Raw genomic sequence first — 19188 nt, forward strand, 5'->3', positions numbered from 1 at the left:
TCACGGGAAGCACGCGTACGCTCGCCGTACTTTGAGCGGCTGGGGGCGATGTGGGTTCCACTGCGGATGCGGTCAGGCTCGTCGAACGATTCCTCTGTGGCCCGGACGCGGAGTTCGGGCCGTACCGCTCGGGTGATGAGGACGAGGACGAGCCGGTCGAGGCGGAGGAGCTGGCACCCGGCCGCATCTATCGCCTGCGGTTGCTGGACCGCACCATGCGGACAGTCGACATCCAGCTCTTTCTCGGCATCGAGGAGCTGGGCGGCCTGCTCTGGGAACAGGACGTCCGATCGCTGCTGAGGGCTTCGGGCACTTCGCATCCCGCGCTTCCCGTCGTTCTCGACGGCGGATACCTGGACGACACGATGACCCAGCAGGCGCAGGTGCCGGGAGGGATGGCGTTCGTCGCCACCCGCGGGAGCGAGCGGTGTGCCGGGTCCACGGAGATCGACCGGTACCAGGCCCAGCGGGCGGAGGCGGTAAGGCAGTTCCGGTCCCTGGCGGAGGGTCTCGCCGAGCTGCATTTCCTCGGCATCAGCCACCGCAGTGTGTCGCCGGCCAGTATCGACGTCCACGACGGGGGGCAGTTACGGCTGGCGCGTTTCGAGCTGAGCTCGTTGATCCTCGACCTGTTCCGGACGACGGTGGACAGCACCGCTGATCCCGGTGAACTGCGTGAGGTTCTCGGCGGGGACCTCACCTACGCTCCGCCGGAGCGGGTCGCGTTCCTGCTCGGTGCCGAGGCGAACCTGGTGGAGAGCCCGCAGTCGGATGTGTACGGGCTGGCCGCGGTCGTCTGGGAGTGGTTTCTCGGGCCGTTTCCGGCGGAACACCGTCCCGCCTGGCCAGGCGGGACGGTGGATCGAAAGACTGCCGGGCTGGGCTATCGGGCTTCCCGGACGTTCGCCCGGTACCTGCGCGAGACGGTGCTGAACGACACCCGGGTTCCGCCCGATCTGGCTGGGTTGCTGGCCTCCATGTTGGCTGACGACGCCGACGACCGGCCGTCGGCGGATGAGGTGCTCGGCCGTCTCAGCAGCGCCTACGACCGGATCATGACGGACATCGAGGGTCCTGTCGCCGCCCGGAAACACCTCATGGTCTTCATGCCGGTGGAGAGTTCGGAGACCATCCACCGGTGGGGGTTCGTCAAGCAGAACCCGGAGACCGATTCAGGGCGTGAGGAGCTGGCGGCCTACATCGCCGCCGAGATGCGCGGTGCCTACATGACGTACTCGCCGTTCGGGGCCGAGCCGTTCGTACGTGGTACCCGGGCGAGCACCATCACCGCCACCCAGGTGATCCGGGGCACGGACCTGGCATGGTTCTGCGACTACTACCGGCCCAGGGACGAGCACGGGGCGATGGAGACACACACCGAGCAGGCGTTGATCATCCGGTACGTCGCCCGGCTCGATCTGGCGGTGAACGAGAAGAAACTGCGGGAGCTGGATTGGACCTCGGCCCGGCTGGTGCCGGATCTGGAGTTGCGGGCTATCGACGTCGATCGCGCGTACATGGCCCGCCGGATCGCCCGGTCGCCGTCCTGGAAGGTTCTCGTCGAGGCGACCCGGCCGGTGGACACCGCCTCACCCGACGAACTGGGTTTCCGGGAGGCGATCGACTGGCTCCTGGATTTTCAAGAGGTGGAGCTGAAGGCGCGGACATATCCGTTCGAGGTCGCCGAACCCGCCGACGGCTCCACCGTCCTGGTCCATTACGACGCGCAACGTGACCAGCACCGCATCGTCGGTTCGGCTCTCTTCGTCAAGTACGCGGCGACTCCGGCTTTGCGCCCGGAGTTCGGGGTCTTCTTCGGTGCTCTGGAGAACGAGGACGGCGACTCCGAGGTCGACGTGCTCGAGGACCGCAACGGGCGGCCCGGCCGATGGGTCAGCCGGGCCCATGTCGAGAGCAAGGAGGGTCAGGACCGGGTACGGCTACGCCGCAGACCCGGCGAGCAGCCACTGCCGAAGAGGGGCTGGATCCGGCCCGCCGACGATCGGGGCAGTCAGCAGAGCCTGGACCGGCAACGTGCCGCGAGCCTGGAGCTCTACCGTGCCAGGCATCTTCAGGAGTACCTGCGCCGTCCGCGCACGATCCGGACCTTCGCGCACCATTGGAAGGAGGCCGGCGCCGGGCTGAAAGGCGGCGGGCGGGAGGTGGTTCAGGAGATTCTCGTGTGCGAGCCGTTCTCCGCGGTGCAGGGGCCCCCTGGGACCGGCAAGACGCGGGTGGCCGCAGCCGCTATCGCCGCCTACCTGCAGCGGGACCCGACCGCCCGGATCCTGGTGTCGGCTCAGTCGAACTTCGCCCTGGACAACCTGGCCATGCGGGTGCTGCGGGAACTGGGCGAGATGGACGATACGGGGCGCCCGATCCAGCACGTCACCGAGGATCGGATGCGCCCGCTCGCGCTGCGGGTGAGTACCCGCGGCCTGGCCGCTCAGGAGCGAGTCGATCGCGCGGTCCGCCCGTGGCGGCGGCTCGACGCTGCGGTCCGGCTGACCGCCGAGGTCAGGGCCCGGGTCGACCGGCTCACGGAGAAACCGGAATCGGACATGCCCGGACCGCTGGTCGCGGTGCTCGGCGAGTGGTCCCGGATGCTCTCGGGAGAGAAGACCGAGGAGTGGGTCGTACCCGAACTGGCCGACCGCCTGCACCGGGGTGCCAACCTGGTCTTCGCCACCTGTGCGGCGTCCGCGCCGGAGTTGCTGTCGCCCACCACCCAGTCGGTGTTCAACTGGGTGGTGGTGGAGGAGGCCGCGAAGGCGTGGCCGACGGAGGTGGTCATGCCGCTGCTACGCGGGCAGCGGTGGACTCTCATCGGGGACCACTTCCAGCTGCCGGCGCATCGCCGGCAGGACCTCAAACGGTTCCTGGACGCCTGCGCCGCCGACACGAACGCCCCGATGGCCGCCATCACCCCGGACAAGGTGATCGATTACATGCGGAGGTTCGACCTGTTCGGCACGCTCTTCGAAGGACCGGCCGACCCCAAGTTGCCGTTGACGCGGATGTCGACGCAGTTCCGGATGCGTGAGCCGATCGGCGAACTGGTCAGCCGGGTCTTCTACCCCGCCGCGGAGCAGCCACCGGTCGCTCCGGCGGACGGCCTGCCGATCGGTGACCTGGCGACCTACATCGATGAGGACGTCACCAAGCGGACTCCCCCGATACGGCTGAAGCGGCCTCGCCTGTTGGATCAGCAGTCGTTGGTGTGGCTGGACACCGCCGGCATCGCGTCCTGTCATGACGAGCCGTATTGGTCGAACTCGGGCGAGGCGGCGCTGGTGAGGCGGTTCCTGGAGGATCTCGATCCGTTCCCGGTCGCGAACAAGGGCGGGTACGGGCCTGATCCGCTGGCGGTGCTCACCCCGTACCGGGAACAGATGCGGCTGTTGCAAGGGGTGGGCCAGGCCCGGCCGTACCTGTCGACCGTGCACGCGTTCCAGGGCCGTGAGGCTGACATGGTGATCGTGTCCCTGGTCAGGGACAGGGCACGCCGCGGCCGGACCGGCGTCGTGGCACCGGGCGGCGGTCTCGGGCACCTGGCTCAGCGGCAGCTGGTGAACGTCCTGTTCTCCCGGGCGCGGCGGCAGCTCGTACTGATCGGCCGGTTCGACCACTACGCGCGCAACACCGGTTTCTGGCCCGACGTCTGCCGTGCCGTCGAGCTCTACGGGGTCCGGCTGTCCGCCGAGGAGCTGTACGGCAATCTACCCGGTCTGGTGGCCGGGCCGGTGGACGACGACTCCACCGGGGAGCTGTCGTGAGCGGCGAGAAGCTGACCGTCTACGTGCCGTGTGAGGCCGCCAAGATCCGGGTCCGGCTGGGCTACCAGGAGACGCTGACCCCGGTGGAACAGGTCATACTCAAAGCGGTGCACGCGGGCGCGAGTACCCTGCCGACGCTTTGCGCGGTTCTCGGCCTCAGCCGCCGGATGGCCCTGGACGTGGTACAGGACCTGTGGCGGACCGGATACCTGCGGCTGGTCAAGGCCTATGCCGGGCTCGAGGTCACCGCTGACGTCGCGCAGAGCATCGCCGACGAGAAGCTCGCGCAGCTGCGCAGTGCGGAGAGCCTCATCGACGAGCGGCTAGTCATGATCGACAAGCTGTCCGGTTACGTGATGCCGGCCTCCCGGCCAGGCTACGACGGCAAACCCCGTCTGGCCGTCCCGGTGGAGAACAGCCCGATCCGGATCGACACCGCGGAGCAGGCCGACCTGCTCCGTGCGATCGAGCGGGGCCTCGCCCAGGAGGAAGCGCCACCACCGCCGGAGAACGACGGAGGGCATGTCCCGACCCGCCCTCGCCGGGTGCTCGGCGCGTACCGAGCCGAGACTCTCACCGGTGCGGGCGGGCGGCGCTGGCTGCCCGTGGAGATTCAGGCCGCCGTCGACCCGGACAACGACGAGATCAGCGTCTCGGTGATCGACAGCCTGCTGCCGGAAACCTACCGGGTCGCTGCTACAGCGCAGCTCACACGGCTGGTCACCAGCCGTCCTGACGACCCGTTCGTCCAGGCGCTCCGCAGACTCCTGGCACCCGGGCTGCTTGCCGCGCCCACGCTGACCCGGGCTGTCAAGCGGCTGGCCGATCAGGCCGCGAAAGCGGTGGACGCCCCGGCCGGGCAGCGACGCCGGGCCCACCGGCTGATGGCGGACGACTACCGGCAGCTGCGCGGGATGATCGACGCGCGGGTCGAGTCCGAGGTCACCTGCGAGGTGCTGAACGGCCCGGAGCACCTGCCGGCGATCGCCGGGGTCATCCGCTCGGCGCGTACCCAGTTGGTCATAGCCTGCCCGTGGATCAGCTACAAGGGGCTGCAGGCGCTGGTTCCCGAGCTGCGGACCGCGCTGAAGAACAACGTGCGCGTCGTCCTGTTGTGGGGCATCAGGTCCGACAGCAAGCTGGACCCCGATGTGAAGGGGCTGCTCTACGACACCGTGCTGCGCACCGGTGCCCGTACCCTGATGGAGTTCGCCGACGACGAAGCGGACCCGGCGGCCGTACCGGACCCGGCGCCCACCGGACCATGGTTCCTCGCCCCGGACACCGCCGTCCGGACACACGCCAAGATCGTTGTAGCCGACGACCGGGCCGCTCTACTGACCAGCTGGAACATGCTCAGCCGGGCGGTTCCGCAGCACGAGACAGGAGTCCGGCTGACGGCTCCGGCCGCGGCCGGCGGCAACGGCGGCAGCCAGGTGATCCGGGAACTTCTGCGATGGGCGCGAACGGCGATTCCGGGATACCAGATGAGTCAGCTGATGTTCGTCACCGGCCAGGACTTCGCGCCGCTGGCGCCGAGGGGCACCGATCCGGAGTCGGTTTGGCTACCACGGTACCCATCCGTCCCGGACACCCCGGACGAGAGCGACGACGACGCTGCGATCCTGGCAGCCCAGATGTGGGCGGGCGGCTGGCGGGACCTCGCCGGGAAGATGACGGATCAGATCGAGGGCCGCACCCACCCCGCAGCCTCGGTGGTGATCGACGGAGAGCACCGTCGCCTGTTGTGGTCCGCCTTGCGGCAGGCCCGGGAACGTCTCGTGATCACCTCGGACCAGCTGAGCGGCAGGGTGGTGGACGAACGGATGCTGGACGCCCTCAAACGTGCGGCAGCCCGCGGCGTGGCCATCACCATCCGCTACGGGCGGCCGGAGGACAAAGAGAGACTGCTCCAGCCCGACGGCGGCGCGCTCTCGAACACGCCGACAGCGACCGAGCAGGCCCTGCTCGACCTGGCCGCGCAGCATCCGATGCGCCTGCGGGTGATCCGCGACGCCAACCACGCGAAGATCCTGGTCTGGGACGACGAGGCGGTCGTCACCAGCTTCAACTTCCTCTCCTTCGACGGCGCCTACCAGGCCATGCCGGCGCACCAGCAGCACAGCGAGGTCGGTGTCCGGCTTTCCGGCCGGGCCGCCGCGGACGGCGTCGCTCGTTCGGCAGGTGTCGCGGTGACCGAGGCCGCCCCGGTCAGACACCTTCTCGCCGCCGGCGACGACCCCACGTTCGTCATCGCGCAGCGGATACTCACCGCCGTCTCGCGGGGAGACGATCCAGCGGTGACGATCGCCGGGCAACTCGGCCACGACGCGGTCTCCCCCTGGGACGTCCTCGACAGGCTGGCCCAAAGTTCCGGGCGGCCGCTGCTGCGGGTGACCGCGGCGTTCTGCCTGAGCAGGCATGCCGCGACCGCGCCACCCGGGCGCATGACGAGGTGGCAGCAGTGGCTGGTCGAAGATCTGTGGACGGAAGGCCGGTACCGGGAGGCGGCGCTCCTGCGTGCTCCGGCCGACGGTGACTTCCGGCCGGCCCCGGAGCTGACCCTGGTCGCCGCGGCCCGTGGCCTCACCCCGTACGGCGAGGTGCTGGCCGCCACGATACCGGCGATGACGGCCGCCGACGGCCCTGTCGTCACCGCGGTACTCGCCGCGGCGCTGGATCGGGTGCTGATGTACGGCGATCCTGACGTCGCGATGCTCCTCGACCTGCATCGCGCCCGGCTCGGCCCGGATTGGCAGCCGCTCGCGGCAGCCGCCCTCGCCTACGCCGACGCCAGCTACCACCGGCCCCTTCCGCTCGCCCAGATCCGGTTGCGCCTGGACCGTCGCGAGGAACTGACCGAGCAGATCGAACTCTGGCAAGGTCTCGATGTCGCGCTGGATCGGGCGGCGCACGCCCCCATGGCCAACATGCACAGCACCCGGACCCTGCGCGAACTGTTCGACGAGACGAAACCCGGCATCTTCGCAGAGCTGGCCGTCCGGGTCCGCGGCCGGGACATCCGCGAGATCGCCGGGCGGTTGAGTGCGGCGATCCCCACCGGCAGAGACCTCGACCGGCTGATCGACGACGCGAGCCGTGCGGTGGACAGCCGTAAAGAACCGATTCACGGCGACCACCGGCGAAAACTGATACGCCAGCTCACCACGATCACCAACGACGTACGTGCGCTCGTCGCCATCTACGACAAGACCGGTGACGCGGACCTGCTCGCCGACACCGACACAGCCAAGCACCTCGACGCCGCCCGGACACTGGCCGTCGTCGTGAAACAGGAACTACCCGCGCTGTTCTCCGAGGCGGAGAGGTCTGCCGACCCGGAGTCACGGCTCGTCCACGAGATCCTGAAGGGATTGACGGTGCTGCAGGAATGGGCCGAGCTGCGCTCGGACGAGACAGCCGGGCCGAACGCATGACGACCGACGTCCTCGACCTGATCGCCCTCTCCGCCGATCGCTGGCGCTACCCGGAGCTCGCGGCCGCACTCGCCGGGGGCAATCGGCCGGAGCTCAGCACCGCTGTGGATCTCCTGCTGGACGGTATAGCCCACCCGGTCCACCTCGCGGAGGGGATCACCACGATCATCGCCGACGGCCGGTACTCGATGGCCGAAATGCTGCTGATCGAAGTGCTGGACTCCGCGGACATCCTCGGTGACGACGACCTCGAACGCCTCGAATCCGACCTCGAGTTGTCCCGGGCCGCGGCCGTCGCCGACGTCGAACGAGCCTGGACCGACCTGAACGCCCGGGCGGCCGAGGTCGGCCTCTCACCCGAGGACGGCGCCGCGGCGATCGAACTGGCCGGCCACGACCGGGCGCAGGCGCAGCGACTCCTCGACGAACGCGCCCGGATCATCGCCGGGATCCTGGACGACCGTCGCGCGGAACGCCTGCCTGGCGACGCCCCCCAGACAGTCCGGCGGGGTGAGTTCGGTGTCGCCACCTCGTTGCTCAACGGCGCCACCGATCCGCTCGCCGTCCGGCGGGTCCGCTGGCAGTGGCCGTGGCGCGAACGGACAGCGGCCGATGTACTGGCCTGGTACACCCAGAAGTGGACCGCGCCCCCCGAGTTTGCCGCCTACCGCCCACACGCCTCGGACGTCGCCGCCCAGCGACTGGTCGAGGCGCTCACCGCAGTCACGATGCAGACGGATGCGGACGTCGTCACCGATCTCGGTGCGGCCCTGGCCGGGATCCTGGAAGGTACCGCCGGTGACGCCTTTCCCGCCGGTAACAGCCCGGGCTTCGGGGTGCTCGTCGACTTCGCCGACAGCCGGATGATCGGAATCGAGCATTTCACCGGCCGCATGACGGTATGGGTGAGTGAGGCCGATGAGCCGCCGGATGCCGAGGTGGTGGCACGGCCGCTCGTATGGTTACGCCCGGTCATGACCACTCCCCGGGCTCCCCGGCACGGCGTCGCCGCTTTGGACGTCTCCACCCTCCTACGGTTGATCGCACCGGTGGACGGAATGGCGGGCGAGGCCGCAGACCGCCGGATCAACCTGTTGCGGATACTGCTGCCGCAGCTTGATCCCGCCGATGTGCTCACACCCGGGTTGGTCTATGAGGCCCGTGAGGACCTCGCCTGGATCATCGACGCGTTCGGGCTCACCTGTGATACCGCCGCGCTCAACGGGCTCATGTACGACTTCGCCTCCAACCCAGCCGTACTCGTGCAGATGTTGACCGGGTTGATCGCCGCCAGCCGTGACGCCGGGCAACCCAGCCCCATCGACGCCGGCGTTCTCCGCCGGGTCGCCGCCGACAGACGGACCGCGATCCGCGACGCCGTGTTCGGGCCGCTGGCGGCGGACGTCCTGGCGCAGGCCGTACTGTGGGTGGTCCTGCACGGCCCCGCCGACGGGTCCACCATCACGGCGGACACGTTACTGGCCGAATTCCGGGCACAGGGACTTGTCGGCCTGGGCACCGACTGGCTGGTCAACCGGACGACGATCGCTGTGGCTCTGGACCTGCTCGCGGACAACGGACTGCTGGCCGGGGACAGCACCGGGCGGGCCTACCGGCCGCCGCCTCCCGGCCTGGTCGCAGTCCTGCGGGACCCGTTCGGGCCGACCGCGACCGAACGCATGCGCTCCATGGTGGAGGCGATCCAGAAAGAGGTCCTGCGACAGCACAACACCACAGCAGCGATGCTCGGTCCCCGGGTCACCCATCTCATCGGTCACCGGCTCGACAACGACGTGCTCAGCGTCATCAGCAAACTCGACCGGGCCATGGACGACATCGGCGACGAGACGATCCGGGAACGGCTCGGTGAGGTCCGGGAACGGGTTCGGGGCCTCGGCGGAGGCACCTACGTCGACCTGTACTGGAGTGCCCTCGCTCCCCTCGAACCGGTGGAGATGACCAAGCTGCTGGAAGGTCTCATCGGCACCACCGAATGGCAACTGCCCGACGGCGTACGAGCGCCGCGGCCGACCGGCCCGCCTTGCTGGGTACGGGCCAACCCCGCTCTTCTGCAGGAATCGCTGCGCAATCTGATCATCAACTCGGCCCAGGCCCTGAGCAGGGCACCACGCCGTCCAGGGGTGCCACCCGGCATCCAGGTATCGGTCCGCACCGTCGATGAGTCCGCACCTCGGCAAGTGCGGCTGGCTGGGGCACTGGTCGTGGTCGAGGTGCTCGACAACGGCCCCGGCTTCACCGACGACGAACTCGGCCGTGTGATGGGGGCCGTCGACGCCGCCGAACGAGATTGGAACCCGGTCGGCCTGCACAACGGCCCCGGCCAGGGCATTTCGCTGACCGCCGGCATGCTGCGGCGGTTCGGTGGAGTCCTGAAAATCAGCAACTCGGCCACACCGGGACAGGGCGGTGTGGTCAGCGTCTGGCTGCCCCGGCTGACGGATCCCACCGTTGCCGAAAGTCACGTACCGCAGCCTCGGCCTGCTCCAGCGGACCACCCTCCAGCAGCGCGACGACCCGGTTCCGGTCCGCCTGGCACTCCTTGACCTTCGCGTTGTCCTGTCCCATCAGGCTCTCGTCCTGGACGGAGAAGGCCACCGACTCCACCCAGCGCCGCATGCGCTGGCACCACCCGCGCGGGCTGTCGTCGACCATCGCGCGAACCGCATCGATGATTCCGGCGTTGATTCCTCCGTTGTGATGTTTGCGAACCACATCCGACAACCGGTACTTCAGGCACATCTCGACCTGCTTGTTACTGGAGTAGTCGACGTCGACCGACATCAGGGTCACCGGGATCTCGGTGTTCCGCTGCAGGTAGGTCGCGACCATCGTCGTGCCGAAACTGTCACTCTCCGACTCGATGTGCTTATCGACCAGGGCAGCCCGGACGGTGTGCAGCGCCCCGGAATCGCGGAGCCGGGCGAAATCGCGGTAACTCACCGCCTGGACGATCTCGAAATCGTCCTTCAGCAACAGCACGATCTCGTCCATCACCTGGTCCTCGACGACCAGCAGCCGAGGCTTGCCGGACAGCGTGCCCGCCAGCTTCTGCAATCTCCAGTCCTCGGGGAAGAGGGCGGCGTACCGCTGCAACCCCGACAGCTGTGCCAGTTGGTCACGTTGCCAGTTCTCAAGCACAGCCACCAGCCGGTCGTGGCCGTCGGTGACGGCTCGCCACGCCGGCCATGCCGGGCTGCTCCGATCCGGAAGCGGGTTGGCGCGCCACAGCCCCATCAGCCGGTCCACCTCGGCCGGGTCCGGATGCTCCGGTCTCGACGCGAGGAGTGCGACACCGTCGGTGAAATCCCACGAATCGACCATGATGCGCGATCCGGACTTGAGTCGATAGCATTGATCGTCGGCGTGCTGCGAAACCTGACCGCCGAGCGCCTTCCGTACCTCGGTCACCCTGCGATGCAGGGTGCTCTTCTCCGCGCTGCGGCCGGCACCGGTCATCGCTCGTTCCAGGTCGGTGCTGGTGATGCCCCCAGGGCCGCTGACCGCAATCAAGATCAGGGTCTGAGCCCTGATGCCGGGCAGATCGACAGGCCGGCCGTCGACAACAGTCTCCAGCTCGCCAAGGAGGTGAACCGACAGCATGGCCGCTCCCGGGATCAGCCTGATCTCCAAGGTCAGGGTTCTCGAAAGCTTAGGCTGATTCCACGAACCACGCGACGGACCGAACGTCCACAGCCGCCAGTCTCGCCGTTGCTGAATGGATGATCAGGATGCGGAGGCTCACGGGCTTCGACACGCCGGCGAGCATGAGCCGGGTCGTGACGCTGGTCTCTGGCTGATGGGGGCGGGTGCGTACACCCGCCCCCATCAGCGTCATGAGGCGTAGATCGAGAACTTCGCGGTCCAGCGCGACGACGTGCCGAACGATGCCGGCCAGGTGCCGAACGGACGCGGCACGCTCCAGGCGCCCTGGTTGGCGCTGCCGGTGTCGTAGCTCATGTTGTTGTCACCGTTGGTGTTGTACATGAGCCAATACGCCGTGTTCGGCGCCAGTGTCGCGGCGACCGGACGGCTGTTCCACGAGTTCGCGGTCAGCGTGCCGGACGTGCTCGACGCGACCAGCGTGCCCGGCGAGCCGCCGGCGTCGGTGTAGATCGCCACCTGGTACTGGTTGGCCGGCGCGGCCTGAACGCTCTTGAGGTAGACCGACATCTGGCTGATCGTCAGCGCGGACGCGCCGTTGACGAACCTCGAGCCGTTCATGTAATTCATGCCGCCGGAATCCAGCAGGGCGCCCACCTGGTCGTGCCCGAGCCGTGGAGCACCCGGGTCGGCCGTGGTGAACGAGAACTGGTGGTCGGCCGCGAGCGCGTTGCCCGCCCCGTCGGTCACCCCGGTACGGACGGTGACCGTGTACCGGGTGGTGGCGGCCAGGGCCGCGGACGGCGTGATCGTCGCCGCCTGCTCGGCCGCGTCATAGGTGACGGTCCGGTTGATCAGCGTGCCGTCCGGCCCGCGCAGCTCCAGGTTCGCCGCCGTGACGGTGCCGGCCGCCAGGCCCTCACTGAACCGCACGGTGATCGGCGCGTTCACCGCCACCCCGGTGGCGCCGCCGGGTGGGATCGTGGCGGTCACCCGCGGTGCCGTGGTGTCGGCGCCGGTGGTCGCATAGATGGAGAACTTCGCGTTCCACCGGCTGGCCGGGCCGAACGTCGCCGGCCAGGTGCCGAACGCCGTGGCGGCGCTCCACGCGCCCTGGTTGGCCGTACCGGCGTCGTAGCTCAGGTTGTTGTCGCCGTTGGTGTTGTACATGAGCCAGTACGCCGTGTTCGGCGCCAGTGCCGCGGCGACCGGGCGGCTGTTCCACGAGTTCGCGGTCAGCGTGCCCGACGCGCTGGTGGCCACCCGGGCACCGGGCGAGCCGTTCGAGTCGGCGTAGACGGCGAGCTGGTACTGGTTGTTCGGCGCCGCCTGCACGGACTTCAGGTAGACCGACATGGACGTGACCGACGCCGGGTCGGCCCCGGTGACGAATCGTGAGCCGTTCATGTGGTTCATGTCGCCGCTGTCCAGCGACGCGCCGACCGCCGTGTGGCCGATCCGCTGCTGCACCGGGGCTGTCGTGTAGGTCGCGGTGTACGTCGCCGCGGCCGTGGGCGCGGTGATGACGTGGCTCTGTGATCCGCCGTCCGACCAGGACGCGAACGTCGAGGAGCCTTGCGGTGACGGCGCGGACACCGAGTTGGCCGAACCCTGGATCACGGTCCGGGTGAACGGCGTGGTGCCGGACGCCGGGCCGACGGTGAGCTGAAGTCCGGCCGGCGCGGTGTTGAACGTCAGATCGACCGTCTTCGGGTCGAGCCGGCGTGTCACGGCGTGCGTCAGGCCCTCCTGGTCGGTGGCCACGAGATCGAGCTCCAGGTAGGACGGATACTCGTGGTCCGGCGCCTCGAACGATCCGGACGCCACACCGGTCCAGCTCCGGATGGCGTGCTCGTGGCAGTTGTCCGGTGCCGAGCAGTGGTGCATGACCAGGTTCCAGTTGAGGCGGGACGCGGCCAGGGTGCCCTGCTGCGGGTCGGTGGCGTGGCCGGTGAAGCCGATCGTGTCGCCGACCTTCCAGGTCGTGCCCACGGTCGGCGTGTCGATGATCGCGGTCGGCGCCTCGTTGCCGGGCGTGACGGCGATGGTGCTGGTGTGGGTGACGTTCAGGGTGTCGGTCACCGTCAGCCGCGCGGTGTACGTGCCGGCCGTGGTGTACGTGAACGTCGCCGTCGCCGAGGTCGAATCGGTCACCCCGTCGCCGGTGAAGTCCCAGGCGTACCGCAGGCGCCCTTCGTCGGCCGGGTCCGGGTCGGTGGAGCCGGTGCCGTTGAACGTCACGGTCAGCGGCGCCGGGCCCTGCGTCGGGGTCGCGTCGATGACCGCGGTCGGCGGCTGGTTGCCCGGGAAGTAGCGCACCCGCCGGATGGTGCCGCCCAGGTCGGCGTAGTAGAGCTCACCGCCGGGGCCGACCTCGAGGTCCACCGGCCTGGCGGCGTCGGACACGAAGGTCTGCAGGTTCGCCGGGTCGGGCAGGGCACCGGGCGTGGACGGCAGTGAGGCCCAGATGCATCGGCGCGAGTAGTCGGCGAAGAAGACGGCGCCGTGATACGCGGCCGGGTACGGGCCGCCGGCCGTCGGGTAGAACGCCACGCCGGTCGACGACGAACTGCCGGTCGGGCAGGCCTCGTTCGCGACGAGCTTGCCGGCGTGGTTCCAGGCGACGAACGGCGCGGTGTGCGTGCCGGCCGGGGCCGTGTAGAGGGCCTCGCAGACGGGCAGGTTGGCGTTGTCGTAGCCGGGCTGCCGGGCGTTGCCCTCCCAGCACGGCCAGCCGAAGTTGGTCACGCCCGCGGTCGGGTCGACGACCCGGTTGACCTCCTCCCACGTGGTCCATCCGGTGTCGGAGATCCAGGTCTCGTTGGTGCCCGGCCGCATGGTGATCCGGTACGGGTTGCGCAGGCCGTTGGCGACGATCCGGCGGGTGTCCGGGTCGGCGGAGCCGATGTTCGGGTTACCGGGCGCCGCCGCACCGGTCGCCGGGTCGAGTCGCAGCAGCGTACCGTCCAACTGGGTCTCGTCGGCCGGCGTGCGGATGTCCTGCGAGCGCATCGCCCCGCCCTCGTTGACCGGGTCGGCGCACGGGTTGGTCGGCGCCCCGGAGGGGAACTGACCGTAATCGACAGCGTTGAAGCTCGCACCGTCACCGGCGGCGACGTAGAGCATCCCGTCGGCGCCGAACGCGATGTCCCCGATCGAGTGGCTGGGGAACTGCTGGCACCAGTCGTGCAGCAGCACCTGCTCGGTGCCGGTCATCGTGTTGCCGCCGGCCCGCAGCCGGGAGAGCCGGCCGGTGACCACACAGCGACCGTCGTTGGCGTTGGCGCAGACGTCGTTCCAGACCGGGGCGTCCCGGCCGGGCGGCGCGTCGTAGGTGTAGAGCACGTAGACGTACGGGTCAGCGGGGAAGCCTGGTGCCAGCGCCATGCCGAGCAGGCCGCGGTCCCACTGGTCGTGCACGTTGGCCGACAGGTCGGCGAAGACCGTGGGGGTCGTGTCGGCGAGGTCGTCGAAGACCTTGATCCGGCCGCCCTTCTCGGCGACGAGGATCCGCCCGTCCTGCGCGAACTCCAGGTCGACGGGGGAACTCAGTCCGCTGAAGACGATCTGTTCCTGGAAGCCGGCCGGCAGCGCGACCGCGGTCGCGGCCGGTGCGCCGACGAACGACGAAACCGCCGCCACGGTCGCCAGAGCGACGAATCCATTGAGCGCACGCCGAAGCACGGGCATGCTTCTCCCCCCACAGTGGAATCACGCCGAAATATTGACGCAGCCTAATGGGATGCCGATCGCTCCGGCCGTCGGCTGTCCGACTCGACCGCCCGCCGACCGGCCACAACTGCTCGTACGTCCGGCTGATGCACGTCGATCGGGTTGCGGCGTTCGTGTTTGCATGTCCCGATGATGTTGGCTCGACTCGGTCGTCAGTGCGCTCGCCGCCGGTGGGTGGTGCTCGGCGTCTGGCTGGTTCTGATCACCGCCGGGCTGATTCTGGGCGGATCGGTCTTCGACCGGCTCACCACGACCGGCAGCGTGCGGCCGGACGCTGAGTCGCGGCTCGCCGAGCTACGGGTCGACCGGTTGCAGCCCGAGGGCCCGATGATCGTCGCCGTCGTGGGCGGGCGTGACGTGTGGGACCCGGCGCTGGTCGCCGGCGTCACGGCGATCGCCGGCGAGATCCGCGCGATGGACGGCGTCCGGGAGGTCGAGGACCTGTACGGCGTTCCGGGCGGACAGATCGGCGCCGACAACCGGCGTTCGATGATCCGCGTCGAGCTGGACGAGGGTCTGCCGGACGACCGGCGGGAACGGGTGGAGGATGCGGTCGCCTCCGTGCTGCACCGCATCGACGCGCCTGAGGTGCTGGTCAGCGGCGAGAAGCTGGCCGAGCGCGCGTTCGCCGACCAGGCCCTCGCGGACACCGCTTTCGGCGAGTCGGTCGCGCTGATCGTACTGCTGATCTTGTTGGTCTTGATCCTCGGTGGTTTCGTCGCCGGGTTGATTCCGCTCGCCGCCGCGCTGGCCACGGTGACGGTGACGCTGCTCGGCCTGTTCGGGCTGACCGCGCTCACCGAGGTCAGCGAGTTCACCGTCAACGTGGTCACGCTGCTCGGCATCGGGCTCGCCGTCGACTACGCCCTGCTGGTGATCGCCCGGTTCCGTGAGGAACGCGACGCCGAGCCGGAGGCGCCCGTGGCGGAGCTGATCGCCCGCACCACCGCGACCGCCGGACGTACCGTGCTGATCTCCGGGCTCGCCGTCGCCGTGACGATGTCCGGCCTGTCCGCGTTCGCCGAACCGCTGCTCGGCGCGATGGCGCTCGGCGGCGCGATCGCCGTGCTCCTCGGCACCGCGACCGGGCTGACCGCCGTGCCGGCGCTGATCGCCGTCGCGCACCGCCGCATCCCCGTGCCGTCGTCTCGCCGCACCGTCTCCGGGCCGGGCATGCTCGGCCGGCTCGCCGCGTTCGCTCAGCTCAGGCCGGGTCCGGTCGGGCTCGCTGCCACGGCCGGTCTACTCGCGCTGTCGTTGCCGTTCCTGTTCGCGGTCAACCTGGAGAACTCCGATGCCCGTGCTCTGCCCGCCTCGGCGGAGGCCCGCAGACTGCAGGAGGCGGTGCAGCGCCACTTCGGTGGCGGTCAGGCCGAACCCATCGTCGTGGTCGTGGAGGCCGACCCGGCCGGCGCCGCGGTCCGTGACTATCTGAATGCGCTCAACACGGTCGACGGTGTGCTGCGGATCCAGCCGCGCCCCGACATCACCGGGCCGGTGGCCGTCGTCGACGTCACGCCGGAGGGCGAGACCGCGGGCCGGTCGGCCCGCGACGCGGTGCGCGCGATCCGGGACCTGGACCCCTCGTTCCCGGTGCTGGTCGGGGGCGCCGCCGCCGAACTCGCCGACTACCGCGACTCGGTGGCGGCCCGCTTCCCGATCGCCCTGCTGGTCGTGCTGCTGTCCACGGTGGTGCTGCTGTTCGTGTTGACCGGCTCGCTGGTGATCCCGGTCAAGGCTCTGCTGATGAACGCGCTGGTCCTGCTCGCCACGCTCGGCACGCTGGTCGTCGTGTTCCAGTGGGGTGCCGGCGACGCCCTGCTCGGCTTCGACTCGTGGGGCGCGATCGACGTCACCACACCGGTCCTGCTTTTCGTGTTCGTGTTCGGGCTGTCGATGGACTACGAGGTGTTCCTGCTCGCCCGGATCAGGGAGGAGCGGGATCGCCATCAGGGTGACCGGGCGGTCCGCGCCGGTATCGAGAAGTCCGGCCCGGTGGTCACCGCCGCCGCCCTCTGCATCGGCGTGGTGTTCCTCGGCTTCCTGCTCGGCGATCTGACCGCGGTCAAGGAGATCGGTTTCGCCATGACGGTGGCGCTGCTGCTCGACGTCACGGTCGTCCGCGGCCTGCTCCTGCCCGCCGTCATGAGCCTTCTCGGCGACTGGACTGGTGGGCGCCGGGCCCGCTGCGCCGGGTGCACGACCGTTGGTTCGCTCCGCGTACGGAAACAGCCCCGGCACGATCGCCGTCGGCGGCGAGAGGTACCTCGAGAGCATGACCGCGATCAGCTTCCCCGCGTCCTCGTCGCCCTTCCCGGGCTTCGTGCCCTGATGTGGGTCAGTCTCATCACGGTGCCGCGCCTGCCACAGGTCATCGATCCGCTGCCGCCGCTGGAGTGTCTGCGCACCAACGTCAGCGGCGACCCGGCGGTGCTGCGGCAGGTGCGATCGCTGCCGACGCTGCGCCACCTGGAACTGATCCATCCGAAGAACGTTGATGTCTTCGACCACATCCGGGCGCCGTTGCGGGTCCTGGAACTCAGCTCGACCGGGCGCGACTTTCCCTTCCGCAAGGTCTCGGCCATACCGACGCTGGAGGCGCTGCGCCTCAAGGGCGTACGCGCCGAGGTCGACTGTGCCGTGTTCGCCGCACTTCCCGAACTCGTCGCGCTCGATGTCATAGACACCCGGAAGCTCGTGAACGTCGAGGCGCTCCTGGACCACCCGAAACTGGCTAGCATCAGGGTCCTCAACTGTGGCAACCCGTTCAAGAAGGAGGGCAGGGCGCTGTTCAGAAGCCGAGGATTCGCCCACCTTGACATCGACTGCTCGTGAATCGCGCAGGCCGAGCCGCGACCGCTGCTCGAGAAACGTCAGCACCGGAATCGTCGACGAGGAGCCATGGTGATGCGCCTGGGTCGCGCGACCGGAGGCCGAACGACCATGCAGGCGCTCTCGACCGGTGGCGTCACCGTTCACCCTTCTGCGACACCATGTTCGGGCCGATCGCGTGGATGCTGACCTCGGATCGGCGCCCGGCCGACGACGGCCGGCCGGGCCGGGTTGCTGGTCAGCCGAGCGGGTTGTCCTGGTCGCGCAGTGTCTGCAGAACGGGCGCGTACATCCGTGCCTTGATCGTGCCGAGGGTGGGGCCGGCCTTGCCGGTCTGCGCGGCGGCGATCTCGACGGCGGTACGGCGTACCGATTCCTCGTCGGCCGCGTGGTCGACGATGCCCGCGGCGAGCGCGTCCGAGCCGCCGTAGCGGCGTGCCGTGGTCATCGCCTGGTGTGCCACCTGCGGGGTGAGGCGGGCCTGGATCAGCGCGGACATCCCGCGGGTGAAGGGAATGTCGATGTCCGCCTCCGGCAGACACCAGTAGCCGCGGTCGGCGCGCATCACCCGGAAGTCGTGCGCGAGCGAGAGCATCGCCCCGGCGGCGAACGTGTGACCCTGCAACGCGGCCACGGTGATCACCGGCAGTGCCAGCATGCGGGCGAACAGTTCGTGCACGCTCACCACGTACGGAAGGTAGTGATCGGGGTTGGCGCCGAGCCAGTCCAGGTCCAGGCCGTTGGAGAAGAACTTGCCGGTCGCGGCGGTCACCAGCGCGCATGAGTCGCCGGCCTTCTCCACCTCGTCCAGCGCGGCGTTCACCGACGTGATCCAGTCCGGGTGGAAGCGGTTCTCACCGTCACCGATATCGAGGATGAACACGTCGTCCTGACGGTCGAGATGGGGCATGGCGACTCCTTGGCAGATGGATGGATGGTCATGCAGGTGGTGTTACCGTGGCCGGCCCGTCCCGCAGGGCACGGACCAGCAGGTCATGGATCTCGGCGGCGGCACCCTCGAGCGGCGCGATGGACTGCTGCGCCCGGCACATGATCACCGCGCCTTCCACCGCGGCGATGATGAAGGCGGCCAGCCTGCCTCCCCGTTCCGCCGGCAGTCCGTGCCGGACGAACATCTCCGCCAGAGCGTCCGTCCAACGTGCGAAGACCGCCGCCGCGGACCGGGCCAACTGTGGCGCCTCGTCGTTGGCCTCCACGGCCACCGCCACGATCGGGCAGCCGGACCGGAAGTCACTGGTGATCAGCCGCTCGCGCCAGAGCGCGAAGAACGCGTCGACCGCGTCCAGCGGATCCTCGGCCCGGGTGGCGGCCTCGATCAAGCCGGCGATGAAGTCCCCGGCCAGCGTGACCGCCTCTTCGATGAGCTGCACCCGGCCGCCAGGGAAATGGTGGTAGACCGAGCCACGAGGCGCGCCGCTGTGCGCGAGGACCCGATCGATGCTGGTGGCTCCGGCACCGTACTCCCGCATCAACGCGGCCGCACTCATGATCATCCGATCACGGCTGTCGCTCTTGCGCGGGCTCATGCGGCCGCGCCCGGAGCCGCCTGACGCCCCGCGGCAGGGCATTCACCTTCAGGCATGTCGCTTCACCCCTGGCCTCGGGGAACAGATCGCCACCGAGGCTACCGCCCAGTAACTTATGGCTCAAGGCATAGACCATGGAGTTTCCGCGGGGGTTTCGAGACCAGCACCCACTGACATGTGTGACCACAGCCGGGACACTCTCGCGCCGACGGCGCGGAGCCACCGGCCGAGCCGTCGCCGGCG

General features: G+C 69.4%; 7 protein-coding genes. 4 read left to right on the plus strand and 3 right to left on the minus strand.

All coding sequences use genetic code 11. The annotated features are described in order from the left end of the window. The first annotated feature begins 50 nt into the window (after nucleotides 1-50). The 3 genes from AB0I88_RS24580 to AB0I88_RS24590 are packed head-to-tail and all read left to right on the plus strand — an operon-like array spanning nucleotide 51 to nucleotide 9777. Nucleotides 51-3776, plus strand: coding sequence for an AAA domain-containing protein (locus AB0I88_RS24580; RefSeq protein ID WP_361028846.1), 3726 nt, complete (start codon nucleotides 51-53; stop codon nucleotides 3774-3776). Next, nucleotides 3773-7213, plus strand: a complete 3441-nt coding sequence (locus AB0I88_RS24585; RefSeq protein ID WP_361028849.1) for a phospholipase D-like domain-containing protein — start codon at nucleotides 3773-3775, stop codon at nucleotides 7211-7213. The genes AB0I88_RS24580 and AB0I88_RS24585 overlap by 4 nt, the downstream gene beginning before the upstream one ends. Next, a complete protein-coding gene (locus AB0I88_RS24590; protein WP_361028852.1) occupies nucleotides 7210-9777 on the plus strand; it encodes an ATP-binding protein in 2568 nt (855 codons plus the stop codon). Before AB0I88_RS24585 ends, AB0I88_RS24590 begins: the two co-directional genes overlap by 4 nt. A gap of 1288 nt (nucleotides 9778-11065) precedes the next feature. Here the strand turns inward: AB0I88_RS24590 and AB0I88_RS24595 are convergent. Continuing rightward, the gene (locus tag AB0I88_RS24595) at nucleotides 11066-14524 is read right to left on the minus strand and encodes a PQQ-dependent sugar dehydrogenase (RefSeq protein WP_361028856.1); all 3459 of its coding nucleotides are present in this window, start codon (nucleotides 14522-14524) and stop codon (nucleotides 11066-11068) included. Nucleotides 14525-14695: 171 nt separating this feature from the next. Here AB0I88_RS24595 and AB0I88_RS24600 point away from each other — a divergent pair, with 171 nt between their 5' ends. Beyond that, a complete protein-coding gene (locus AB0I88_RS24600) occupies nucleotides 14696-17401 on the plus strand; it encodes an MMPL family transporter (protein WP_361028859.1) in 2706 nt (901 codons plus the stop codon). Between the two features lie 235 nt (nucleotides 17402-17636). Here the strand turns inward: AB0I88_RS24600 and AB0I88_RS24605 are convergent, their stop codons facing one another. After that, a complete protein-coding gene (locus tag AB0I88_RS24605; RefSeq protein WP_361028862.1) occupies nucleotides 17637-18308 on the minus strand; it encodes an enoyl-CoA hydratase-related protein in 672 nt (223 codons plus the stop codon). Between the two features lie 28 nt (nucleotides 18309-18336). After that, a complete protein-coding gene (locus AB0I88_RS24610) occupies nucleotides 18337-18912 on the minus strand; it encodes a TetR/AcrR family transcriptional regulator (RefSeq protein ID WP_361028865.1) in 576 nt (191 codons plus the stop codon). Between the last annotated feature and the right edge of the window lie 276 nt (nucleotides 18913-19188).

Source organism: Actinoplanes sp. NPDC049802 (genome assembly GCF_040656595.1).
In the GTDB taxonomy this organism is placed as follows: Bacteria; Actinomycetota; Actinomycetes; order Mycobacteriales; family Micromonosporaceae; genus Actinoplanes.